The organism is Streptomyces sp. NBC_01267 (assembly GCF_036241575.1).
GTDB lineage: Bacteria > Actinomycetota > Actinomycetes > Streptomycetales > Streptomycetaceae > Streptomyces.
The window spans coordinates 4,127,771-4,150,775 of the sequence record NZ_CP108455.1; the positions used below are offsets into that span (position 1 = coordinate 4,127,771).

19 protein-coding genes are annotated in these 23,005 nt (G+C 71.8%); 16 read left to right on the plus strand and 3 right to left on the minus strand.

The features are described from left to right. Positions 1-95 precede the first annotated feature (95 nt). The 3 genes from OG709_RS19010 to OG709_RS19020 are packed head-to-tail and all read left to right on the plus strand — an operon-like array spanning position 96 to position 3,549. Positions 96-731, plus strand: coding sequence for a response regulator transcription factor (locus tag OG709_RS19010; RefSeq protein ID WP_442815283.1), 636 nt, complete (start codon positions 96-98; stop codon positions 729-731). Further along, positions 728-1,420, plus strand: coding sequence for a DUF4255 domain-containing protein (locus OG709_RS19015; RefSeq protein ID WP_250302219.1), 693 nt, complete (start codon positions 728-730; stop codon positions 1,418-1,420). Before OG709_RS19010 ends, OG709_RS19015 begins: the two co-directional genes overlap by 4 nt. Beyond that, the gene (locus OG709_RS19020) at positions 1,417-3,549 is read left to right on the plus strand and encodes an ATP-binding protein (protein WP_326694360.1); all 2,133 of its coding nucleotides are present in this window, start codon (positions 1,417-1,419) and stop codon (positions 3,547-3,549) included. The genes OG709_RS19015 and OG709_RS19020 overlap by 4 nt, the downstream gene beginning before the upstream one ends. 43 nt (positions 3,550-3,592) lie before the next feature. On the opposite strand, the gene OG709_RS19025 is transcribed toward OG709_RS19020, so the two are convergent. The 3 genes from OG709_RS19025 to OG709_RS19035 all read right to left on the minus strand — a co-directional run bounded on the left by OG709_RS19025 (position 3,593) and on the right by OG709_RS19035 (position 7,383). Then, positions 3,593-5,008, minus strand: coding sequence for an RICIN domain-containing protein (locus OG709_RS19025; protein WP_326694359.1), 1,416 nt, complete (start codon positions 5,006-5,008; stop codon positions 3,593-3,595). Between the two features lie 144 nt (positions 5,009-5,152). Then, positions 5,153-6,562 (minus strand): RICIN domain-containing protein, encoded by a 1,410-nt coding sequence (locus OG709_RS19030; RefSeq protein ID WP_266641707.1) that lies wholly within the window; start codon positions 6,560-6,562, stop codon positions 5,153-5,155. 197 nt (positions 6,563-6,759) lie between these two features. Then, entirely contained in the window at positions 6,760-7,383 is a 624-nt protein-coding gene (locus tag OG709_RS19035; protein WP_329167092.1) for an eCIS core domain-containing protein, read from the minus strand. Positions 7,384-7,863: 480 nt separating this feature from the next. On the opposite strand from OG709_RS19035, the gene OG709_RS19040 reads away from it, so the two are divergent. The 13 genes from OG709_RS19040 to OG709_RS19100 all read left to right on the plus strand — a co-directional run bounded on the left by OG709_RS19040 (position 7,864) and on the right by OG709_RS19100 (position 22,885). Next, complete coding sequence (locus tag OG709_RS19040; protein WP_266641704.1) at positions 7,864-8,847, plus strand: hypothetical protein; 984 nt, start codon at positions 7,864-7,866, stop codon at positions 8,845-8,847. A 178-nt stretch (positions 8,848-9,025) separates the two neighbouring features. Then, positions 9,026-10,606: a phage tail sheath family protein gene (locus OG709_RS19045; protein WP_250306361.1), complete on the plus strand. Its 1,581-nt coding sequence runs from the start codon at positions 9,026-9,028 to the stop codon at positions 10,604-10,606. An 80-nt stretch (positions 10,607-10,686) separates the two neighbouring features. Continuing rightward, entirely contained in the window at positions 10,687-11,130 is a 444-nt protein-coding gene (locus tag OG709_RS19050) for a phage tail protein (RefSeq protein WP_250306360.1), read from the plus strand. After that, positions 11,130-11,642 (plus strand): hypothetical protein, encoded by a 513-nt coding sequence (locus OG709_RS19055; RefSeq protein ID WP_250306359.1) that lies wholly within the window; start codon positions 11,130-11,132, stop codon positions 11,640-11,642. Before OG709_RS19050 ends, OG709_RS19055 begins: the two co-directional genes overlap by 1 nt. Next, on the plus strand, positions 11,639-11,797 hold the full coding sequence (locus tag OG709_RS19060) for a DUF6760 family protein (protein WP_250306356.1): 159 nt from the start codon (positions 11,639-11,641) through the stop codon (positions 11,795-11,797). Before OG709_RS19055 ends, OG709_RS19060 begins: the two co-directional genes overlap by 4 nt. After that, positions 11,797-15,282 carry a hypothetical protein gene (locus OG709_RS19065; protein ID WP_329167098.1) on the plus strand — a complete coding sequence of 1,162 codons (3,486 nt, stop codon included), beginning with the start codon at positions 11,797-11,799 and terminating at the stop codon, positions 15,280-15,282. Before OG709_RS19060 ends, OG709_RS19065 begins: the two co-directional genes overlap by 1 nt. An 82-nt stretch (positions 15,283-15,364) precedes the next feature. Next, positions 15,365-15,802, plus strand: coding sequence for a phage tail protein (locus tag OG709_RS19070; protein ID WP_250306353.1), 438 nt, complete (start codon positions 15,365-15,367; stop codon positions 15,800-15,802). Between the two features lie 35 nt (positions 15,803-15,837). Then, a complete protein-coding gene (locus OG709_RS19075) occupies positions 15,838-16,572 on the plus strand; it encodes a CIS tube protein (protein ID WP_250306378.1) in 735 nt (244 codons plus the stop codon). Further along, entirely contained in the window at positions 16,569-18,497 is a 1,929-nt protein-coding gene (locus tag OG709_RS19080) for a VgrG-related protein (RefSeq protein WP_266641696.1), read from the plus strand. Before OG709_RS19075 ends, OG709_RS19080 begins: the two co-directional genes overlap by 4 nt. Next, complete coding sequence (locus OG709_RS19085; RefSeq protein WP_250306349.1) at positions 18,497-18,943, plus strand: GPW/gp25 family protein; 447 nt, start codon at positions 18,497-18,499, stop codon at positions 18,941-18,943. Before OG709_RS19080 ends, OG709_RS19085 begins: the two co-directional genes overlap by 1 nt. Next, complete coding sequence (locus OG709_RS19090; protein WP_250306347.1) at positions 18,943-20,901, plus strand: putative baseplate assembly protein; 1,959 nt, start codon at positions 18,943-18,945, stop codon at positions 20,899-20,901. The genes OG709_RS19085 and OG709_RS19090 overlap by 1 nt, the downstream gene beginning before the upstream one ends. Beyond that, positions 20,898-21,470, plus strand: coding sequence for a phage tail protein (locus OG709_RS19095; RefSeq protein ID WP_250306345.1), 573 nt, complete (start codon positions 20,898-20,900; stop codon positions 21,468-21,470). The genes OG709_RS19090 and OG709_RS19095 overlap by 4 nt, the downstream gene beginning before the upstream one ends. Next, entirely contained in the window at positions 21,467-22,885 is a 1,419-nt protein-coding gene (locus tag OG709_RS19100) for an NADase-type glycan-binding domain-containing protein (protein WP_250306344.1), read from the plus strand. Before OG709_RS19095 ends, OG709_RS19100 begins: the two co-directional genes overlap by 4 nt. The last annotated feature ends 120 nt before the right edge of the window (positions 22,886-23,005 follow it).

The window sequence follows — 23,005 nt, forward strand, 5'->3', positions numbered from 1 at the left end:
CAGAGACTATGCGGATCGCCGAATCCTTATAGCGGGCTGGCGTACGACCTCGCTCCAGAGGAGAGAAATTGCACGACTCTTCACGGTCGATCCCCTTGGAACCCGACGAGCGGATTCCTGTCGTGGTCCACGCTCCGGACCCGATATTGCGCGAGGGGATGATCAGTCAACTGCGGCAGCACCCGGTGGTCGAACTCGTCGAGGAGTCCGAAGTCCCGGAGCAGGGTGTGGCCGTGCTGCTCGCCGAGTCCCCCGACCCGGCCGCACTCGCGTGGCTGCGCCGCCTCGTACGCAAGGACGGGCTGCAAGCCGTTCTGGTGGTGAGCATGATCCGCGAGACGGAATTGCTCGACGTCTTCGAATGCGGGGTCGGGGCCATCGTGTGGCGGCACGAGGCCACTCCGCAGCGGTTGTTGCGGGCCGTGGTCGCGGCCTACCGGCGGGAGGGCGACCTGCCCTCCGACCTGCTCGGGCGGCTCATCAACCAGGTCGGCACCCTGCGGACCACCGCGGTCGGTGCCTCCGGTGTGCGGCCGTCGGGCCTGACACCGCGTGAGACCGATGTGCTGCGACTGGTGGCGGACGGAATGGGCACCGGGCAGATAGCCGAGAAACTTTCGTATTCGGAACGGACTGTCAAAAACATCATGCAAGGTCTGACCACCCGCCTGGCGCTGCGCAACCGCACGCACGCCGTCGCTTATGCCCTGCGGGAGGGATACATCTCGTGATTCACGAAGTGGATGAACTCCTCAGGACGTTGCTGAAGGGCGGCGCCCTGACCGGCGCCGACATCGAGATCGCTTTCGAGGCCCCGACCCGCGAGTGGGCGGCCCGGCGCAACGCTCCCGCCTTCGACGTCTACCTCTACGACATCCGCGAGGACGTCAGACGTCGTGAGCGCGGACTGCTCGACGTCCGTGACGAGCGCGGAGTCGTCGTACGCCGGAGGAAACCGCCCCACTGGTTCCGGCTGTCGTACCTCATCACCGCCTGGACCAAGCGTCCGGAAGATGAACACCGGCTGCTCTCCGCGGCGTTGGCAACGTTGCTGCCGCATGAACTTATTCCGCCCGAGAAGCTGCCCGCCGCGCTCGCCGAACTCGGCCTGAGCGTGCCGCTGGCCATCTCCGGGATTCAGATGGAGTCGCGCTCGCTGGCCGAAATCTGGTCGGCTCTCGGCGGCGGACTGAAACCTTCACTGGACATCGTTGTCACGGTGCCGTTCCCCGCGTACCCCGATTACGACGCCGGACCGCCGGTCACCGAGGGCGCCGTCGTGCGGGCCCGCGAGATGGACGGTCCCCTGGAGGACGAGGAGCGGGGGCACCAGGAGCGCCACAAGGTGTGGGAGGCGCCGGACCCGGGCGGCGTCCGCGCGTCCGCCGCTCCGGTCCGGTTCGGAGCGGGTCCCCGGTGACCGTCGACTCCCCCGTCGGCGCCGACGCGCGCCCCGACGCCTCCGAGGGCGTACTGCTGGCCCGGCTGGCCCGGCTGCGCGAGCGGGTGGCCGGTCTGGTCGAGGAGCGCAGCGAGGGCGACCCCACCGCGGCCGACCCGCTGCGCGGCCTGTACCTCTCCGGCGAGGCCGTACAGCACCACCTGGGACGGTTCGCTGATCCCCGGTACGCCGCGCACGGGCACCCCGACGGCCCGTCGGAGTGGGCGGGCGCGGCGGAGGTCCCCGCGGTGGACGACCGCCTGCACCGGCTCGCCCGCAGCCTCCAGCTGACCGCGCTGGACACCGATGTGCTGCTCATCGCGCTCGCCCCGGACCTCGACCGCGGCTTCGAGCCGCTGTACGGGTATCTGAACGACGACGTCAGCCGCCGACGGGCCACGGTCGGGCTGGCACTCGACGTGTGCGGCCTGCCGCCGACCCGGGCCGCGGCACGTGACCGCTTCCGCCGTACGGCACCCCTGTCCGCGCTCGGCCTGCTGATCGTGGAGGAGCCGGAACGGCCCTTCCTCAGCCGCTCGTTGCGCGTACCGGACCGGCTGGCCGCCCATCTGCTCGGCGACGACGCCCCGGACGCCGCGCTCGACGGGTACGTGCGCGCGCTGGAGACCCACGCCGACGGGGCGTACGCGCCGCAGGCTGAGTCACCGCTGCCGCTGCTCGCCGAACACCTCGCCACCACCCCGCTCACGGTGTACCTGCGCGAGCGCCGGGACGGCGACGGACTCCGGTGCGCCGCCACCGTGCTGCGGGCGGCGGGCCGCGAGGCGCTGCACTTCACCCCCGAGCTCGCGCCCGCCCGCGGCCCGGGGCGCGCCGAGGGCGCCGAGGGCGCGGAGCCGGCCCCCGACGAGCGGCACGGCACCTCCCCGTACGGCCCGGTGCCGGAACTGCTCCGCGAGGCCCGGCTGCGCGGCTGCGCGATCGTCGTGTCTCCGCTGCCCGAGCGGACGGGCCCGCTGATCCGGGCGCTGGCGGTGCCGGACGTACCGGTGCTGTTCGCCGGGACGGGTCCGTACGACCCGCAGTGGTGCGAGAGCGATCCGCTGGTGCTGGACGTGCCCCGGACGGCGTCGGGGGCGGTGGACACCTGGTCGGCCGCCCTCGGTCTGGGTACGGAGGAGGACCCGGGGTTCGACCTGGCCGCGTCCGTCGCCCCGTACCGCCTCGGCGGCGACCGGATCGCCCGCGCCGCCCGTACGGCACGGGAGCTGGCCGCGTTCGAGGGGACCGCGCTCACCGCCGACCACGTGCGGCTTGCCGCCCGGCAGCAGTCCGCCTCCGGCCTGGAGCGGCACGCCCGCCGGATCCGGCCCGCCGTCGGCTGGGACGATCTCGTCCTGCCCGAGGAACGCCTGGGCCACCTGCGGGAACTGGCCCTGCGCGCCCGGCACCGCGACCGGGTCCTCGGCGACTGGCGGCTCAGCGCCGGAGGCGGCCGGGGCCGCGGCGTACTGGCGCTGTTCGCCGGGGATTCCGGCACCGGCAAGACGCTCTCCGCCGAAGTCGTCGCCGGGGAACTGGGGTTGGACCTGTACGTGGTCCAGCTCTCCTCGGTCGTCGACAAGTACGTCGGTGAGACCCAGAAGAACCTGGAGCGGATCTTCACCGAGGCCGACAGCACGGACGCCGTGCTGCTCTTCGACGAGGCCGACGCCGTCTTCGGCAAGCGCTCCGAGGTCAAGGACGCGCACGACCGCTACGCCAACATGGAGAGCGCCTACCTGCTCCAGCGCCTGGAGTCCTTCGACGGCATCGCCCTGCTCACCACCAACCTGCGGGCGAACATCGACGACGCCTTCACCCGGCGCCTGGACCTGGTGGTCGACTTCCCCTTCCCCGACGCCGAGCAGCGGCTAGCCCTGTGGCGGCACAGCCTGGCCCATGTGCCGTGCGCCGAGAGCATCGATCCGAGCGCGTGCGCACGGGACTTCGAGCTGTCGGGCGGCTCCATCCGCAGCGCCGTGGTGACCGCCGCCTACACGGCGGCGGGCCGCGGCGAGCCGGTCGCCACGGCCGACCTGCTGGCCGGTGCCCGCCGGGAGTACCGCAAGGCGGGCCGCCTGGTCCCGGGCGACGTGGGCTGGTGAACGGTGCCCCGGCCGGCCCTCGTTCCGCGAGGGCCGGCCGGGGTCAGTTCTGACCGGCCTTGACGAGGCGCCATACCTGGTCGTCGGTGTCACTGCACTGGTACGCGGACACCTCTTTGCCCTCCGCCATGTCCTCGCCCTTGCTGGCGAAGCCGGTGACGTTCAGGCACTTGGAGTTACTGGAGTAGTTGCGGATCCAGTAGTTGAGCCCGCCGCTGTCCGGCCGTGTCTCCAGGTACCAGAGCTGGTTGCCGTCGTGGGACCGGGTACACGCGTTCTCGTGCAACGTCGGTGTGCCGTTGTCCGTGGCGGCGTTGGCGGGGGCATCCATGCAGTAGCCGGTGGTGTTGTTACGGATCTGGACGAGGTCCGAGCCGTGCGGGCCCTGGCCCTTGAACACCGTGTCGAAGGTCCACACCTGGTTGACCTCGGCGGGGTCCAGGCCGCAGGTGTACTGGCCGAGGGGGCTGCCCGCGGAACCGTTGGCCAGGGCGGGAGCGGCGCACTTCTGCGAGGTGGTGTTCCGGATCATGACGTCTTTGAGCGGGTCGTCCGGTGGCGGCTTCTTGGCTCCGCCGCCGCCACCGCCGCTGTTCTTCCCGGCGTTGTCGTCGGCTGTTTTCGACGGTTCGGGGTCGGGGGGTGCGGGTGCGGAGGGTGCGGGTGGTGGTGGGGCGAGGGTGGATTTGCCGACGTCGCTGCGTTCGGTGGCTTGGCTGGCTACGGAGGGTTTGTAGGCGATCCAGACCATGACGAGGGCGATGGTGAGGGCGATGAGCATGCTGATGATGACGCCGAGCCAGCGGGGGAGGAGTCCGGGTTGGATGTAGGTGCCCTGGACGGGGAGGGGTTCGGCGCCTGAGCGTTGGATGGCGAGGTTGTAGGGGCGGGACTGCTTTGCTCCGGCCCAGATGATCTGGCGTGGCTTCAGGGTGGTTTTGAGGAAGGCGGCGCGGCCGGGTTCGATCTGGACGTTGGCGGGGTGGATGTCGTAGGAGAGTTGGTCGCTGTTGTCGGTGCCGTTGACGGAGGCGGTGAGTTTGACGTTGCCGATGTTGTCGATGGCGAGGCGGGGGCGTCCTCGGAAGCGGCCTTTGACGGTGTGGGGGACGAGTTCGGCGCGTACTTCGGTGAAGGGGGTGACGGTGACGTTGCCCTCGGGGACCGTGGTGGCCTGGGGGTGTTCGGTCGGGATGATCTGGACGCCGTAGGGGGTGGGTCCGGCGGTGGCGTCGGGGGTGCGGGGCGGAGCGAAGGTCAGCTGCACGCTCCCGGTGGTTCCCGGGTAGAGGCGGATGGTCTGCGGTTCGACGGTCGTCCAGGGGGAGAGGTCACCCACAGGCACGAACCGGTACTCGTCGACGACGTCGCCGGTATTGCGCACCCGCAATCGCACGCCGGCCGAACCACCCGGGTCCACGGTTGTCGAAGGGGGCTCCAGGGAGGTCCACAGACTCATGTCGCAACGCTATGGCGGATGTTGCCGCGTTGTCCCAGGCCCCAGGGCAGGATGCGGCGTACGAAGGCGCAGCCACCGCTGCCCTCCCGGGGTGCCTCGCGGTCGGAGCACCCCGGGATCGTCAGCCGGGACCGTCAGCCGGGATCAGTTCTGGTCGGGCTTGGTGAGGTACCAGATCTGGTCGTCGTCGTCACTGCACGTGAACAGGCCCAGCGTGTCGCCCTCCTTCATGTCGTCTCCCGTGTTGGCGTAGCCGGAGACGTCCATGCACAGGCCGTTGCTGATGTAGTTGCGGATCCAGTAGAGCCCACCGGTGTTCGGCCGCTTCACCAGGTACCAGAGCTGGTTGTCGTCCAGCGTCCGGGTGCAGGCGCCCTCGTACAGATGCTGGCCGTGCGACTGCGCACCCTTGTCGGGCAGATCCACGCAGTAGCCGGTGGTGTTGTTGCGGATCTGGACGAGGTCGGAGTTGTTCGGGCCCTGGCCCTTGAACACCGTTTCCAGGCTCCACACCTGATTGGCACCGGCCGGGTCGTCCCCGCACTTGTACTGGCCGAGGGGGCTGCCCGCGGAACCGTTGGCCAAGGCGGGGGCGGCACACAGATGGGTCGTCCCGTTCCTCAGCATGACGCTCTTGAGCGGGTCGTCCGGTGGCGGCTTCTTGGCTCCGCCGCCGCCACCGCCGCTGTTCTTGCCGGCGTTGTCGTCGGCTGTTTTCGACGGTTCGGGGTCGGGGGGTGCGGGTGCGGAGGGTGCGGGTGGTGGTGGGGCGAGGGTGGATTTGCCGACGTCGCTGCGTTCGGTGGCTTGGCTGGCTACGGAGGGTTTGTAGGCGATCCAGACCATGACGAGGGCGATGGTGAGGGCGATGAGCATGCTGATGATGACGCCGAGCCAGCGGGGGAGGAGTCCGGGTTGGATGTAGGTGCCCTGGACGGGGAGGGGTTCGGCGCCTGAGCGTTGGATGGCGAGGTTGTAGGGGCGGGACTGCTTTGCTCCGGCCCAGATGATCTGGCGTGGCTTCAGGGTGGTTTTGAGGAAGGCGGCGCGGCCGGGTTCGATCTGGACGTTGGCGGGGTGGATGTCGTAGGAGAGTTGGTCGCTGTTGTCGGTGCCGTTGACGGAGGCGGTGAGTTTGACGTTGCCGATGTTGTCGATGGCGAGGCGGGGGCGTCCTCGGAAGCGGCCTTTGACGGTGTGGGGGACGAGTTCGGCGCGTACTTCGGTGAAGGGGGTGACGGTGACGTTGCCCTCGGGGACCGTGGTGGCCTGGGGGTGTTCGGTCGGGATGATCTGGACGCCGTAGGGGGTGGGTCCGGCGGTGGCGTCGGGGGTGCGGGGCGGAGCGAAGGTCAGCTGCACGCTCCCGGTGGTTCCCGGGTAGAGGCGGATGGTCTGCGGTTCGACGGTCGTCCAGGGGGAGAGGTCACCCACAGGCACGAACCGGTACTCGTCGACGACGTCGCCGGTATTGCGCACCCGTAGCCGCACACTGGCTGACCCACCCGGGTCCACGGTCGTCGAAGGGGGCTCCAGGGAGGTCCACAGACTCATGTGACAACGCTACGGCAGGTGTTGCCGTGCTGTCGCAGGCCCCAGGGCAGGATGCAGCGTCCGAAGGCGCAGGCCCTGCTGCCCTCGTGGGTGCCTCGTGGTGCGGGGCACCCCGGAACCCTCAGCGGCGCGGACGGCTGCCGGTCGACGGGTGCGGTACGGGTACCTCAGAACCCGTTGCGGGTACCTCGGATACCTCAGAACCCGTCCGGATCGTCGCTGAGCGGCTCGTCGTTGTACGGGACCGGATCCGGGCTGCCCTTGAGGCGGTGGGCCCAGTCCTCCGCCTCGACCTCCTTCGGGTCGCCCTTGTCGGAGAGCGAGAGGCCACCGCCGTTGTCGGTGCCCGGCACGGACCCCTTCCGCTGCTGTTTCACGTGGGCCAGTTCGTGCAGCATCGTGTGTTCGTTGTCGCCCCCCTCGCCGACGACGATATGCCGGTCCGTCGTGTACGCGTGGGCCTGGAGATCGGCCGCCGACTGCCGCGCCGCCGCGTCCTTGTGCACCTCCACGTCACCGAGGTAGACCCCCATGCCCTGCTCCGCCTTGGCGCGGATCGCCGGGTCCACGGGAACCCCCGGCTTCTTGATGACGTCGTACACCGTCGAGGCCTGCACGGGGTCGTCGTGACCACACCCGGCGCCGTGCTCGTGCGACTGCTGCTCGACCCGGCGCTGCACCTCGACCGTGCGCGTCACCGCGGCGTTGCCGGCCTTGCGTTGCAGGGCGAGGAGGGGCGGCACCGGGGCGACAGCGGAGTGCGCCGAGCGTTGTACGGCGTTCCGCTGAGGGGTCGAGTGGTCCCGTTCGTATGCGGGCATGGGCCCTTCCTGTCCGGCGTCGACATGCGTGCTTACGGCCTAACCGGCCCCGGGCGGCGGTGACAAGGACCGCGCGGGCACTTCTGGGAGCCCCCGGGGCAGAGACGGCTGCCCACCCACGCCTCACGGACCGCCTCCCTGATGCGTCCGTGACACACATTCCCGGTCGGTCCCGTCGTACTCCCGTGCACGCCAGGGCGCTTGCGAGGGTGCGGATCTCCCGCCGCGGCGCCTTGCCCTCCGGGACGGGCCGCGTGGGGTGGAGGGCAGGCAGGAGTGCCCTCCCGCCTCTTCTGCCACGCGGGTGCGTGCCGTAGGAGAGTGGGGGAGGCGCAACCGCAGCGAGGAGGCCGAGACAACTGAACGTGTTCGTGGTCGCACTCGGCCCGGGGCTGATCCCTACCGCTGGCCGTGCTGCGTCGCCCAGTGACCGCCCGCGTGTGCCGTCCCGCGCACAGCCGTCGACAGAGGTGAGCGCCCGTGCACGCCCATGAGCAGCGAAACCCCGCGGAAGGCCGGGGGCGGGCGTCGGCCCGGCCCCGTACCGCCCCGCCCACGGCACCCCTCCTGCGGACCGGGTCGCCCCAGGCCGACATGCGGGCGTGGCAGAACCGCGCGGGCAATGCCGTGGCGACCCGGATGCTGGGGCAGGAGGAACAGTCCGGCCGCCCGCAGGCCGTCCAGCGGATGCCGGCCGACAACGGCCGCCCCGGAGGGCCCGCCCCGGCCGCCCAGGAGCTCCGCTCCGTCTTCGAGTCCGACTCCTCCGACTCCGAGTCGGACAGCGCCTCCGCCTCCGCCGCCGCGGCCGAGCAGGACAACGTACTGCCGTACCACCGGGATCTGCGCGCGCTGCGTGCGCTGATCCGGCGGGCCATGGAGGCCGAGCAGAACTCCGAGAAGGAGAAGAAGAACTCCGGCAAGGAGAAGCGGAGTTCGGCCCAGAACGCTCGGAACTGGACCGTCACGGTGAAGATCGATCCGGGTGCGTCCTGGACGAGCCGGGACTTCCGCAACGGCGAGGTGGGTCACGTCTGGCTCTCGCTGACCTCGCCGCTCGGCCAGTCGACACAGTTCGGCTTCTACCCGAAGACCATGGCCGGCGCCACCAGTGTCCCGGGCGAGATCCTCTGCCCGGACCCGCACGGTGGCGACAAGGAGCAGAAGAGCGTTTCTGTCGGGCTCCAGGAGGTGCTGAGCGGCTACCACGCGGCCTTCGCCAGGGCGGACGCCAGGTACCACCTCGGCGGGTACAACTGCGCGAGCTTCGCGTCGGACGTCTGGAAGGCCATGACCGGCAGCCCGCTGCCCAACGGGTTCCTGATCTCCAACCCGGCCTCCGCGGCGGAGTCGATCAGGTCGGAACGGGAACTCCGCTCGGCGTTCGCCGGGCAGGAGATGACCGGTGGCCTGGAGGACCTGATCGACATGGTCACCTCGGGCAATATCGTGCCCCCGATGTGAGCCCGTCCCCGCCTCCGGCGCCCGGCCCTCGCCACCGGCGGGCTTTCGGGCACGGCCGACGGCTTTCGGGGCAGCAGGTGTATGCCCCGGGAAAGGCCCCTAAGGCTCTTACGGGAGGGTTCCCGCTTGATCGAGGGTTGATCGGGTAACTGAGTCTTACCCCCGAGGAGAGCAGAACATGCCGTCGTATCTGTCGCCGGGCGTCTATGTCGAGGAGGTCGCCAGCGGCTCCCGTCCGATCGAAGGTATCGGCACCTCCGTCGCCGCCTTCGTCGGCCTCGCGCCGACCGGGCCGCTGAACCAGCCGACCCTGGTGACCAACTGGTCGCAGTACGTGGCCGCCTTCGGGGAGTTCACAGACGGCTACTACCTGGCGCACTCCGTCTACGGGTTCTTCAACAACGGTGGCTCCGCCGCGTACGTCGTACGCGTCGGTGGCGCTCCCGTGGCGGCCGACGCGTCGGCCGCGGGACCTGCCGCAGCCGCTCCGGCCGCGCTGCTCCCGGGCGCCGCAGCCGAGTTGGGGACCTTCACCGTCCGTGCCCTCGCCCCCGGAAGCACCGGCGCGCTCAGCGTCGAGGTGGTCGACCCGCAGGGTGAAGGGGCCGCCGAGCGGTTCCGCCTGCTGGTCAAGGACGGCGAGAAGACCGTCGAGACCTTCGACGCGACCGCGAAGAAGCAGGGTCGCAACTACGTCGTCACGCAGGTCAACGAGCGTTCCAAGCTGATCAGCCTGGAAGAGGCGGCCCCCGCGGGCCAGCTCGTCCGGCCGGACAACCAGACGGTGGCGCTCGCCAACCCCGTCCCCGCTCCCGTGGCCCCGCCCGTCGAGCAGGTCACCGGTGGACACCCCGGTCCGGCCGAGTACCTCGGTGACTCCTCCGACCGCACCGGTTTCGGTGGTCTGGAAGCCGTGGACGAGATCTCCATGGTCGCCGTCCCCGACCTGATGGCCGCCTACCAGAGCGGTGCGATCGACCTGGAGGCGGTCAAGGCCGTCCAGCTCGGGCTGATCGCGCACTGCGAGCTGATGGGCGACCGCGTCGCCGTCATCGACCCGCCGCCCGGTCTGAACGCGCGTGACGTCCGGGTGTGGCGCCAGGACACCGCCGGCTACGACTCCAAGTACGCGGCCGTGTACTACCCCTGGATCAAGGTCTTCGACCCGGCCACCGGCCAGGCCCGCATGGTTCCGCCGAGCGGCCACATCTCCGGTATCTGGGCCCGCAACGACTTCGAGCGCGGTGTGCACAAGGCCCCGGCCAACGAGGTCGTGCGCGGTGCCATCGACCTGGAGAACCAGATCACCCGCGGTGAGCAGGACCTGCTCAACCCCATCGGCGTGAACTGCATCCGGTCCTTCCCCGGCCGCGGTATCCGCGTCTGGGGAGCCCGCACCCTCTCCTCCGACCCGGCCTGGCGCTACATCAACATCCGCCGGTACTTCAACTACCTGGAGGAGTCGATCCTGATCGGCACCCAGTGGGTGGTGTTCGAGCCCAACGACCAGGCGTTGTGGGCCCGGATCCGGCGGAACGTGTCGGCGTTCCTGGTCAACGAGTGGCGCAACGGCGCCCTCTTCGGGTCCCGCCCGGAAGAGGCGTTCTACGTCAAGTGCGACGCCGAGAGCAACCCGCCGGAGTCCGTGGACCTCGGCCGGGTCGTCTGCGAGATCGGCATCGCGCCCGTCAAGCCCGCCGAGTTCGTGATCTTCCGGCTGGCGCAGTTCTCCAGCGGCAGCGGCGAGCTGGAGGAGTAGCGGGGCGCGGACCGGATCCGCGCGTCACCCGTTCCGAACGTTCCGTAACACACCAGTAGTTGAAGGACAGACAGGGGCTCATGACTACTCAGCCGGGTGATTCCCTCACCTCACACAATTTCGGCCTCCAGATCGACGGCGTCATGGTCGAGTACCTCCACGAGGTCAGCGGCCTGAGCATCGAACAGGACGTCATCGAGTACCAGCAGGTGTCCGCGCAGGGCGTCCCCGTGACGAAGAAGATGCCCGGCGTGAAGAAGGCCGGCTCCTGCACGGTCGTGCGCGGCATGACCGGATCCGCCGCGTTCACGCAGTGGATCAACGAGTCGATCGCCGGTCAGATGGCGACCGCCCGCAAGAACGCCACGATCATGCACATGGACTCGACGAACGCCCCGGTCAAGCGCTACAACCTGCGCAACGCCTGGTGCAACAAGGTCGAGGCCAGCACGGTCAAGGCCGGTGAGGCGACGGCGCTCACCGAGACCGTCACCATCACCTACGAAGAACTGGTCATCGAGTAATGCGCCGTACGGTCACCCGTCCGTCCGCCGCGCCCGCACTGTCGGGCGCGGCGGACGGTGAGGTGTCAGGACCTGCACCCCAGGCTCCTGCCCCGGCCGCAGCTGCGGCCATGCCCGCGGAACCGGTCCCCGAACGGCAGTCGCTGCGCACCGAGTTCGACTTCGAGCTGCCGCGCGGCTACGTCGACGCCTCGGGCACCGTGCACCGCGCCGGGACCATGCGTCTGTCGACCGCGCGGGACGAACTCGTCCCGCTGCGGGACGTCAGGGTCCAGGAGAACCCGGCCTATCTGTCGGTGGTGCTGCTCGGCCGGGTCATCACCCGGCTCGGCACGCTGCCCCAGGTGCACGACGGGGTGGTGGAGAACATGTTCGCCTCCGACCTCGCCTTCCTGCAGGACTTCTACCGGCAGGTCAACGCCGAGGGACACACCCGCGCCGGGGTGACCTGCCCGCACTGCGAGCAGCCCTTCGAGGTGGAACTCGGCGGGAGCCGCCTGGGGGAATCGTGACGTACGCGACCGACCGTATCCACGAGGAGATCGCGTACGTCGCCTACCACTTCCACTGGAGCCTGGAGAACATCCTGGATCTCGAACACCGTGACCGGCGGCGCTACACCCAGGAGATCGCCTCCCTCGTCAACCGTGCCGCGGCGGAGGGCTGATGGGACTTCTCGACAGGCTGCGCAGGCGGCCGGACGCCGGACCCGGTGCACCGGGCCCGGCCGACAGCACGCCTCCGGCCGCGCCGGAGTCGACAGCCACCGACCCCACCGCCTCCGTCGGCCGCACGGAGCGCGGGGCGGCCGGCTGGTCGGCCCTGCCTCCGCTCACGGGCGCGACCGGCACCCTGCGGTCCGTGTCCGTCGCCGACGCCGGATTCAGTGGCTCGCTCTCCACCTGGCAGAACCCCTCCTTCGCCGGGACGTTGTCGCATGCCGTGCTCGACGGCGCTCCGGGCGGCCTGGTCAAGGGCGCCCTCACGGTCTCGGCGGCCTCGTCGCCGGGGCCGGGGCTCGACCTGCCCTCGCTGGCCCTGCCGGTCGCGGGGCCAGGCGCCGCCGCGGAAGCCGATCCCTCGCAACCGGCGCGTACGGCCACGCCCTGGACGTCCACAGCTCCGCACGCCTCCGGTCCGGGCAACAGCGCGCTGCCGGTCCGCCGGCCGGCCGGGCCCAGCGTGACGCCGGTGGCGCCGCAGGCCCAACGGGCCGCCGTACCCACCACGTTGACCAAGGCGCCCGCGGTCCAGCGGCGTGCGCTGCCGACCGTGAAGCGTGCCGCGGGCCCGCCTGCCGCGCCCGCCGTCCCGGCCCCGGTTCAGGCCCCGGAGCCCGCTCAGGCCCCGGACGCGCCGCCGGTCCGGGACGCGCCCGTGCTTTCGGCCGCCGCGCCGCCGGTCATGAACACGCCCGAGGCTCCGGCCGCTGCGGACCCGGTCCAGGACCTGCCCGCGCTGCCGACCGCCGCGCTGCCGGTACGGAGCACACCGACGCCTCCGGCTGCTCCGGACCCGGTCCGGAGCACACCCACGCCTCCGGCTGCCGCGGACCCGGTCCGGAGCACACCCACGCCTCCGGCCGCCCCGGACCCGGTCCGGAACGCCTCCCCGGCCGCTGCCGACCCGGTCCAGGGGCCCGCCGCCGCCCGGCCGGAGCGGCGCGGACTGGGCGCACCGTCGGCCGGTACACCGGCCCTGCCCACGCCTCACCCACCGTCGGCCGGTAGCCCGGCAGGTCCCCCGCCCCGTCGGCGCCCGCTGATCGGTGCCCCGCTGTCCGCCCCGCCCCCGTCGGCCGGGCCCATCGGCAGGAGCGGCCAGGCTCCCGCCCCGCTCTCCCGCCCGGACCGGGCGCCCGGCCCGACGGCCGTGCAGCGCTCGGCCGTGTCCCCGACACCCCCCGCCTCCACGGACGCCCGACAGGGCACGCCGCCTCCGGCCGCGCCCCCCGGCGGACGCGGCAGCCCCGCGCGCCCGGGTGCGACGTCCGGTAAAGACGCCGCCCGGCGGGCGTCGGCGCACCGCGCGCCGACGCCGCCTTCGTCACAGCCGCCGGTCTCCGGGGCACACGACGGCGGATCCGAACGGCCCGCTTCCGTAGGGCTTCCCGCACCGGAGCCGGTACGGGAAAACCCGGCGCCCGCCGCCGGGAAGCCCGGGGCGGCCGCGCCGACGGCACCTCCCGCTCCCCGCGAAGCCGATGCCGGCACCGGCCGCGCCACCGTGCAACGCGCGGTGACCACTCCGGGACAGGCGGTGGATCCACGCGCCCTGGCGCGCGGCGGGAGCGGCGGCCAGGACGCGTCGCCCGCCCCGGCCGGACGCGGGCCCGCCGACGCCACGGTTCCGCCCGTCGGTCCCGTGCGGAGCACCGCGGCGCAGCACCGGGGTTCCGAAGGCGCGGGGCACCCGGCGGGCGTGCCCGTCGTGCCGGTGTGGCGAACTGCCGCGTCCCCGGCCCCCGTTGCGGGGACGGAACCCGGCGGCCCGGGTCGCTCTGCCGCACTGCCCGTCGTGTCCGTGCAGCGTGCCGCGGTGACCCCGAACCGGCCGGTGAATCTGCCCGGCACCGCACCCGCCGCACCCGCCGCACCCGTCGCACCCGTCGCACCCGCAGTCTCCGCCGGACCGGCCACCCTGGCGAACAGCGGTCCCGGCCAGGCGGGTTCGCCGCGGTCAGGCGCCGCGCCGTCAGGTCCGCGGCCCGCGGCCGTGCTTCCCACGGCGCCGCAAGGGCCCGCCGCGCAGCTCCCCGTACGCACGGGGGCAACGGCCGGGCAGCAGCCGGACACCGGCGGCGCCCCCACCCCGCGGTCGCTCCCGCTGACGTCGGCCCGCCCGCTGACGTCCGCCCTGCCGACGGCCGCCCCCGGACCGTCCGCCGTACAGAGCGGCCCGGTCGGCCCCGTCGCCGTACAGCGCAGCGCCGCTCCGACGGCCGCGCCGCTGCGCCGCACGGCCCCCGTCACCACGGCTTCGTCGCCGAGCGGTGGCGGCAGGACGGCCGGGAGGCAGCCGGTGCAGCGGCTCGGGACACCCGCGTCCGGGCCCGCACGGACCTCCGCCGGATCCGCGCCGCCCGCGCCTTCCGCACCCAGGCCCGCCGAGCCCCTCCGGCCGTCGGCAGCAGGCCCGCACACGGCGGTCAGCCCCGTGGCGCCACCTCCGTCGATGCCGCACATGTCAGCGGCCGTGCTGCCGACTGCCGCCGCTCCTGGCCGAGTTGCGGGCGGGGATGCCGTACGAGGCACCCCCGCTGTGCTGCCCGTACAGCGCACGACGGTCGGTCCGGGGCCGACCGGCACCGGTCCGATGCCGTCCGGCCTTCCGGTCGCGAGGCCCATGCCGTCCGGCCTTCCCGCTGCCGGACAGCTGCCGTCCGGCTTCCCGCCCGCCCGGCCGGTGCCGTCCGCCCTTCCGCCCGCCCGGCCGGAGCCCTTCGGGTTTCCGCCCGCCGGGCCGGTGCCGTCCGGTCTTCCGGTCGCCGGTGCGGGGCCCTTCGGCGTCCCTCCGGCTGCTCCGGCGGGCGCCCCACCGGCACCCCCGGTGGCTGTTCCCGTCCTGCCCGGCGGCTCTTCCGTACAGCGGTCGGCGGCGATGCCCACGTCCAGGACCGCGTCCAGGCCCACGTCCCGGCCCGCGCCGCCCGTGCAGCGGAGGACCGCCGGTACGCAGACCAAGGCACCGGCGACGGATCCGCCCCGGGGCCTCGGCCTGCCCGTGCAGCGGAGGGACACCGGCATGCTGTCCAAGGAACTGCCCCAGGCCCTCGGAATCTCCGTCCCGTCCTCCGGGCCGCAGTCGTCCTCCGCCGCGGTGGCCCCCACCGTCGCCACGCGGCGTCCGGAAACGCCGCCCACCGTGCGTTCCGCCGGTCCGCGGGGCGGCATCGGCGGTCCGGCCGCCGATGCCGCCCGGCGTACCGCCGAGTTCGACGCACGCAACCTGACCGACCGCCAGGTCGACGACCTGGTGAACCGGTTGAGCGGACCACTGACCCGCATGCTGAAATTCGACGCCCGTAAGCTGCCGGAGGGGCAGGTGGACGAGTTGATCCACCGGTTGTTCGGGCCGCTGACCCGGTTGCTGAGAACCGAATTCCGCCTCGACCGGGAGCGCATCGGCAAACTGCGCGATGCCCGCCGCTGACCGGAGCGTGGCCCGGAGCCGATGAGCGAGGAGCCTGCCCCCGGTAACGAACTCCCAGACCGCACAAGAAAGGCCGACTTCGATGACCAGCGATCTCGATCCGGGATCCTCGCTCTTCTTCACCCTGACCATCGACGGCGAGGACCTGGGGTCCTTCAACGGCTGTGAAGGGCTCTCCTCCGAGGTCGAGATGGAGCACTACCAGGAGGGGGGCAACAACGGATTCGTCTGGAACCTGCCCACCCGCGTCACCTTCTCCACGATCCGGCTGACCCGCCCCCTCACGGCCGAGACGACGGCCGTGGCCGCCTGGATATCGTCCGTCACCACAGGGATCTCCCGGCCCACCGCCGAGATCGCCGCGCTCCGTGCCGACGGTTCGCTCGTCGCCCGCTGGGGACTGCTGGACGTGGTCCCGGTCCGCTGGCAGGGGCCGACACTCGACCCGGCCAACCCCGCTGTCGCCGTGGAGGTCCTGGAGATCGCCCACCACGGCTTTACCGATGTGGAGGCCGAGTAGCGATGTCCCGCGCGGAAGAGAAGATGGACGGCGTGATGCACAAGGCGGGCAACAAGCTCGCCTCGGTCATCGGGAGCCTGGTCCACGCCACCCTGCTGATCCACGAACCGCCGCTGGGGCACAGCACCACCCCGGGCCCGCTGATAAAGGCGTTCGGCTTCGAGTTCAACCCCTCCCAGCTCTCGCTGAGCCGCCGCACCCAGTGGCAGTCCACCCCGACGGCGGCGGTGCGCGACGGCGTGCTGCCGGAATTCATGGGGCCCGAGCCGCGCGAGCTCTCCGTGGCGGTCTTCCTGGACCGGTCGGACGACCCGGACAGCAACGACGTGATGAAGATGGTCGAGTCGCTGTTCAGCTGCTGCGAGGTGACGTCCATGAGCCTCGCGGCGAAGCAGCCCTCCACCCCCTGGGTGGTGTTCCAGTGGGGTTCGTTCAAGACGGCCAGGTTCACCGCCTACGTCGAGTCGGTGGAGGCTTCGTACACGCTCTTCGGGACCTCGGGGATGCCGATCCGGGCCACCTGCCAGCTCCGGCTGCGTGAGATCCCGAGCAAGACCCTGGGGCAGAACCCCACCTCCGGTGCGCTGACCGCGCGCCGTGTGCACCGGCTGGTCGCGGGTGACTCGCTGCAGTCGCTCGCCTGGCGGGAGTACGGGGACGCCACCGTCTGGCGGGCGATCGCCGAGACCAACGGGATCGACAACCCGGAACGGCTCGCGCCCGGTACCGAACTCATCCTGCCCGCGGTCGAGGAGGTCACCGCCCCATGACCCAGTTCGCCTTCTCCAGTCTCATCGACGTCAAGGTGGGCGGCGCCGCCCTGCCGCCCACCAAGATGGCCGACGGGGTCGCCGACAAACTCGTCGCCGCCTGGGTCGACCTCGGGGCGGGGGTGCCCGGCGCCTTCCAGCTGACCTTCCGCGACAAGGCACGGCGGGAGGTGCTCGACCTGGCGAATATCAAGATCGGCACCAAGATCGTGCTGGCCCCGGTGGCCGACGGCAAGGGAGCACAGGACCCGCTGCTCACCGGTGAGGTCACCGGCCTTGAAGCGGACTACGACGGGGCCGGCACCTTCACCGTCGTACGCGGCTACGACTTCGGGCACCGCCTGCTGCGCCAGCGCCGGGTGGTCGGCTACACCAAGATGACGGCCGCCGCGATCGTGCGGAAGCTGGTGGAACAGAGTTCGATCAAGGTGGGCAGGATCGAACCCACCAGGCCCGCCTACGACTTCATCACCCAGGACAACATCACCGACTGGGACTTCATCGCCCGTCTCGCCGACGAGAACGAGAAGGTGATGTATCTCGACTCCGACGGGAAGTTCCAGTTCGTCAGCCGCGAGCGGGCGTCCGGCGCGCCCCCGGAGGGCACCGACGGCGAGAAGAGCCAGTTCGTGCTCCAGGGCGGCCGTGATGTGCTGCGCTGCCGTGCCGCTGTCACCTCCACCGACCAGGTGCCGCAGGTGGAGGTGCGCGGCTGGGACGTCGGAGCCAAGCGTGCTCTCACGTCCAAGGTGGACGCGCTCACCAACCCGGCCATCGACATCGGCGCCCGACCCGGCGAGATGGCGAAGAAGTTCAAGGCCACCCGTCTCGTCGAGACGAGTACCCCGTACGACCAGCAGCCACAGGTCAAGCGGGCGGCGGAATCCCTGGCCGACGACGTGACGTCGTCCTTCGCCGAACTGGAGGTCACCGTACGCGGCAACCCCAAGATCCGCCCCGACGTCCCGGTCCTGCTCGAAGACGTCGGTGAGCCCTTCGAGGGCAAGTACACGGTGACCGGGGTCCGCCACAGCTTCGAGAACGGCCGGCCCTACCGGACCCAGGTGACCGTCAGCGGAAGGCAGTGGCGTTCCCTGTACGGGCTGGCCTCCGGCGGTGCGAAGACGGCGACGCGCATGCCGAGCGTGGCCAACGGGGTGGTCACGGACGTGAAGGACCCGCAGCGGCTGGGCCGGGTGAAGCTGAAGTTCCCCTGGCTGAACCCCACTTATGTCAGCGACTGGACCCGTACCGTGCAGCTCGGCGGGGTGAGCGGCGGCAGTATCATCCCGTTGGACGTCAACGACGAGGTGCTGGTGGCGTTCGACCGGGGCGCTCTGGACCACCCGTTCGTCATCGGCGGGCTCTACAACGGCAAGGACCGGCCCCGGCCGGGCGATGTGCCGCTGCACGACAAGCTCAGCGGAAAGGCGAGCCGGCACACCCTGGCCGACCGGGAGTTCAACCGCATCGACCTGCTCAGCCAGCAGACCGGCCTGCGTAAACGCGGGGTGCGGCTGAGCACCGGGAACAACCGGCTCGTCATCAATCTGGACCGTACGAAGACCGAGATCACCGTGGACAGCAAGGGCAGCGTCAGCATCAAGGGAAGCCGCTCGGTGTCCGTCGAGGCCGGGGCGGACCTGAGCCTCAAGGCGGGCGGATCGCTGAGCCTGGACGCCGGCGGATCGCTGAGCGTGGGCGCCGGTGGAGCGATGAGCCTGAGGGCCGGCGCAGCGATGAGTATCGACGCGGGGATGGCCATGGCCATCAACTCGACAGCGATGGTGATCGACGCGAAGGCGGCGCTGAACATCACGGCCGCCCTCGCAGCCTCCATCGAGGGGGCCACTGTGACAGTGACCGGCGCCGCGGTCTCGTTGCTCGGCCCCGCCATCACCGCCAACAGAATGCCCGTGGTCTGATGCCTGAACAATTCGTCGGCTCCGGTTGGTCCTTCCCGCTGCGCATCGGCCCGACCGGCGGAATCGCTCTGGTCAGTGGGGAGCGGGAGGTCGAGGAGGCCATGCACCTGGTGCTGGCCACCGCCCCGGGCGAGCGCCCCATGCGCCCGGAATTCGGCTGCGCCGTCCACGACATGGTCTTCGCTCCCATCAACGAGTCCACCGTGGGCAGGATCCAGCACGAGGTGCACACCAGCCTGGACCGGTGGGAGCCGCGCATCGAGGTGCACGAGGTGTCGGTGACCGTGGGCGACGCGCCGGGTGTGCTCTTCATCGATGTGCGCTACGCGATCCGGGGTACCAACAACCCGCGCAGTCTGGTCTTCCCGTTCTACGTCATTCCCTCCCACGACGATCCCGAGCCGTCCTCCGGCGACGGCGCGCCGGCCACCGAAAGCGACCGCTGATGGCACTGCCCTCCCCGAACCTCGACGACCGGCGCTTTCAGCAGTTCGTCGACGACGCCAAGCGCTACATCCAGCAGCGCGCCCCGGAATGGACCGACCACAACGTGTCCGACCCCGGTGTCACCCTGGTCGAGACGGTTGCCCACATGGCCGATCAGATCGTCTACCGGCTCAACCGCGTCCCCGAGAAGAACCACCTGGCCTTCCTCGACCTCGTCGGAGTCACCCTCTTCCCGCCGTCCGCGGCACGCACCGACGTCACGTTCTGGCTGTCGGCCCCGCAGGAGGACCCCGTACTGATCCCGCTCGGCACGGAGACCGCCACCGTGCGCGCGGACAGCGAGGAAGCCGTCGTCTTCAGCACCGAACGCGAACTGACCGTGATTCCCTCCGCGTTGGGGCACCTCGCGGTGCAGAACAGCGGGCAGGCCGTGACCGACCGGAGTACGGACCTCGGCGAGGCCAGGGACGTGCTGTGCTTCGCGGAGGCACCCGCGGTCGGCGACTGCATGCTGATCGGACTCACCGCCGCCGTCCCGCACTGCGCGGTGGCGCTGCGGCTCGACAGCAGCGTCGACGGCGTGGGCGTGGACCCCCGGCAGCCCCCGCTGGTCTGGGAGGCGTGGACCGCCGACGGCTGGGTGGAGTGCGAGGTCGAGGAGGACGGCACCGGTGGTCTGAACCGCCCCGGCGACGTCGTGCTCCACGTGACGGGCGGGCACATACTCTCCCGCACCGGGCGGCACGAGGCGGGCTGGCTGCGCTGCCGGGTCACCGCCGCCGAGCCGGGCCAGCCGTTCTACACCACCTCGCCCACCGTGCGGTCGGTCGAGGCGTTCACCATGGGCGGCACCGTCCCGGCCGTACACGCCGAGACGGTGCGCGACGAGGCGCTGGGGGAGTCCAACGGGCTGCCCGGCCAGCGGCTGCGGCTCGCCAACGCCCCCGTGGTGGGCGACGTGCCCCCGCTGCACCTCCAAGTGGCCGAGTACGACGGCTGGCAGGACTGGGAGGTCGTCCAGCACTTCGCCGCCTCCGGCCCGGAGGACCTGCACATCACCCTCGACGCGGCCACCGGTGAGATCGCCTTCGGCCCCTCCGTGCGGGAACGGGACGGCCAGCTGCGCCAGTTCGGCGCCGTACCGCCCAAGGGAGCCATCATCCGGGCCGGCCGCTACCGCACCGGCGGTGGCCGCACCGGGAACGTGGCCCGTGGCACCATCCGCACGCTGCGCGACTCCGTTCCCTACGTCGCCGAGGTGATCAACCGCGAGGCCGCCCACGGCGGAGTGGACGGCGAGACGGTGGCGGAGGCCAAGGCCCGCGCGCCGCTCACCCTGCGCGCCCAGGACCGCGCCGTCACCTTGCGCGACTACGAGGAACTCGCCCGGCACGCCGCCCCCGAGACGGCCCGCATCACCTGCCTGGAGGGCGAGGAGGGGGAGCACGGTGCCTATGCCGTACGCGTCCTCGTCGTCCCCCGCGCCGTCCCCGACCCGGGCGGGCGGCTGCGCTTCGAGCAACTCGTCCCCGCCGACGCCCTGTTGCGGCGGATCACCGGCTACCTCGACGAGCGGCGGCTGATCGGCACCCGGCTGGCCGTGGGCCCGCCCTACTACCAGGGCGTCACCGTCGTCGCGACGCTGCACGCGTTCCGCGACGCCGACGCGGAACGCGTCCGGCACGATGCGAACGAGGCGCTCTACCGCCACATCGACCCGCTCACCGGCGGTGCCGACGGAAAGGGCTGGCCCTTCGGCCGCCCCGTCCAGTCGGGCGAGATCTTCGCGGTGCTCCAGCGGGTGCCCGGGGTGGAGCTGGTGGACGAGGTGCTGCTGCACCCGGCCGACCCGCTGACCGGCAAACGCGGGGACCGGACCGAGCGCATCGACCTCGACGCCCCGTCCCTGGTCTTCTCCTTCGACCACCGTGTCCGGGTGATCGGCGGTACGTCATGAGAGGTTCCATCGACGGTCTGGAATCCTCCGTCCCGATCGGGACGATGCTGCCCGCCGTCTTCGCCGACGACGACATGATCCAGCGTTTCGTCGGCGGGCTCGACGAGGTGCTCGCGCCCATCCTCAACGTTCTCGACTGCCTGGACGCGTACTTCACCCCGTCCCTGGCTCCGACGGACTTCACCCGCTGGCTGGGCTGGTGGGTCGGCGCCGAGACCGACGGCATCCAGGACGACGACCCGCAGGGGGAGGCCCGGCTGCGTGCCGCGGTCGCCGCCGCGGCCCGCCTGCACCGCATCCGCGGCACCCGCGCCGGCCTCGCCGAAGCGGTGTGGCTCGCCTTCGGTGTCGAACCCGAGATCACCGAGAGCGGCGGAGCCGCCTGGAGCGCGCGGCCCCGCGGCCCGTTCCCCGGGGAGAGCCGCCCCCGTCTGCACGTCGCCGTCCGCCTGTCCGCCCCGACGGACGCGGACGTGTACCGGCTGGACAACCTGGTGGCAGCCGCCCGCCCCGCGCACATGCCCTACACGGTCCAGGTGACCGCCACGGAAAGGACCTCTCACTCATGACCGCCAGCCAGCCACCCGGCGATCCCAGGGGAGAAGAGCGGACCCAGGTCTGCGACCAGTGCGGCACGCGGCAGGGCTCGGAACACACGTTCTGCGAGAGCTGCAACGCGGTGCTGGGGTGGAGCGCGGGCACGTCCGCGCCGGCACCCTCCGGACAGGGCGCGCCTACACCGTCCGCGCCCGCACCGTCCGCGCCCGCACCGGCCGCGCCGGCACCGTCCGGTCAGTCACCGTCCTGGCAGGCACCGCACGGCCAAGCGCCGTACGGCCAGGAGCCGTTCGGACAGTCGCCGTCCGGTCAGTCACCGTTCGGTCAGTCTGCGCAGGCCGCCGCCCCTGGTGCTCCCGCCGCCCCCGGTGCCTCCGGTACGTGGGACACCGGCCGGGAGGAGGACGACACGCTGGAGACCCCGCCGGTGCCCGCGTCGGGATCCGCGCCCGGCACCGTGCCCGCGCAGCCGGGGCCGGATCAGGCCGGCGACTGGTCCGGGGCCCGGCCGCCGGAGCCGGACGCGGCCAGCGACGCCGAACGGGCCCGAGCCCTGCTCGTACCGGTCGCCGACCCGCGGGCGCAGCCGGACCGGCCGCCGACCGTGGCCCCCGTCCTGCCGGGACGGCCCGCCCCCGCACGTCCCGAGGTCCGCAGTCTGGGCGAGCAGGACATCCAGGGCGGTGTCGCGTGCCCCTGGTGCTCCACCGCCAACTCGCCGGAGCGCCACTTCTGCAGCCGGTGCGCCATGTCCATGGCCACGCGGCCGGGGAACGAGGCGCGGCGCCCGTGGTGGCGGCGGATGCTCGACTACCGCAACCGCGAGGAGCCGTGGGCCGGTGACCGCCCGCGACTGGGCTGGCGGCTGGGCCGCATCCTGCGGTGGGTCGTGTGGGCCGCGGTAGCCGCCCTGGCGGTGACGGGCCTGTTCCACGTCGGCGACGGCATCAGCGCGGCACGTGACCACTTCGCCAAGCGGGCCTCGGTCGCACCGGACTCGTCCTCGGCGTCCCACTCGTACCCCCACCACGGCCCCGGCCTGGCCTTCGACAAGGTCAGCAACACCTGGTGGGGACCCGGCATCAACGAGTCCGGGGGCGGGGAGTGGCTGGAGGCCCACTTCCGCGACCCGGTCACGCTCCTCAACATCGGCATCACCGCGGGCGAGTCCACGCACGCCGACACCCTCTCCAAGTCGGCGCTCCCGCACCGCGTCCAGGCCCGCATCACCGAGGACAGCGGAAAGGTCACCACGAAGGAACTCATCCTCGACCAGAGCGCCGGTTTCCAGTCGCGGAGCTTCCGGTTCCACAACGTCACCTCGGTGCGGTTCATCCTGGAGACCGCTTACAACGCCGGGCCGAAGAAGCAGGTGGCGATCGCCGAGATCGAATTCTTCGGCCCTTCGCAGGGCGACGGTTCGTAGGCCGCGCCCGTCCCGTGCCGTCGGCCAGGCCGGTCACGGCCGACGGCACGGGACAGGCAGGGGGGCGGGTCGGCCCGGAGATCCGGCGCCGGACGGCAGCGGCGAGTTCTCCTCGTTCAC

What these genes read in the sequence shown, in the direction of transcription:
- OG709_RS19025 (WP_326694359.1), bottom strand. Translation starts at nt 5,008, where the DNA reads ATGAGTCTGTGGACCTCCCTGGAGCCCCCTTCGACAACCGTGGACCCG.
- OG709_RS19030 (WP_266641707.1), bottom strand. Translation starts at nt 6,562, where the DNA reads ATGAGTCTGTGGACCTCCCTGGAGCCCCCTTCGACGACCGTGGACCCG.
- OG709_RS19035 (WP_329167092.1), bottom strand. Translation starts at nt 7,383, where the DNA reads ATGCCCGCATACGAACGGGACCACTCGACCCCTCAGCGGAACGCCGTA.
- OG709_RS19045 (WP_250306361.1), top strand. Translation starts at nt 9,026, where the DNA reads ATGCCGTCGTATCTGTCGCCGGGCGTCTATGTCGAGGAGGTCGCCAGC.
- OG709_RS19050 (WP_250306360.1), top strand. Translation starts at nt 10,687, where the DNA reads ATGACTACTCAGCCGGGTGATTCCCTCACCTCACACAATTTCGGCCTC.
- OG709_RS19055 (WP_250306359.1), top strand. Translation starts at nt 11,130, where the DNA reads ATGCGCCGTACGGTCACCCGTCCGTCCGCCGCGCCCGCACTGTCGGGC.
- OG709_RS19065 (WP_329167098.1), top strand. Translation starts at nt 11,797, where the DNA reads ATGGGACTTCTCGACAGGCTGCGCAGGCGGCCGGACGCCGGACCCGGT.
- OG709_RS19070 (WP_250306353.1), top strand. Translation starts at nt 15,365, where the DNA reads ATGACCAGCGATCTCGATCCGGGATCCTCGCTCTTCTTCACCCTGACC.
- OG709_RS19075 (WP_250306378.1), top strand. Translation starts at nt 15,838, where the DNA reads ATGCACAAGGCGGGCAACAAGCTCGCCTCGGTCATCGGGAGCCTGGTC.
- OG709_RS19080 (WP_266641696.1), top strand. Translation starts at nt 16,569, where the DNA reads ATGACCCAGTTCGCCTTCTCCAGTCTCATCGACGTCAAGGTGGGCGGC.
- OG709_RS19085 (WP_250306349.1), top strand. Translation starts at nt 18,497, where the DNA reads ATGCCTGAACAATTCGTCGGCTCCGGTTGGTCCTTCCCGCTGCGCATC.
- OG709_RS19090 (WP_250306347.1), top strand. Translation starts at nt 18,943, where the DNA reads ATGGCACTGCCCTCCCCGAACCTCGACGACCGGCGCTTTCAGCAGTTC.
- OG709_RS19095 (WP_250306345.1), top strand. Translation starts at nt 20,898, where the DNA reads ATGAGAGGTTCCATCGACGGTCTGGAATCCTCCGTCCCGATCGGGACG.
- OG709_RS19100 (WP_250306344.1), top strand. Translation starts at nt 21,467, where the DNA reads ATGACCGCCAGCCAGCCACCCGGCGATCCCAGGGGAGAAGAGCGGACC.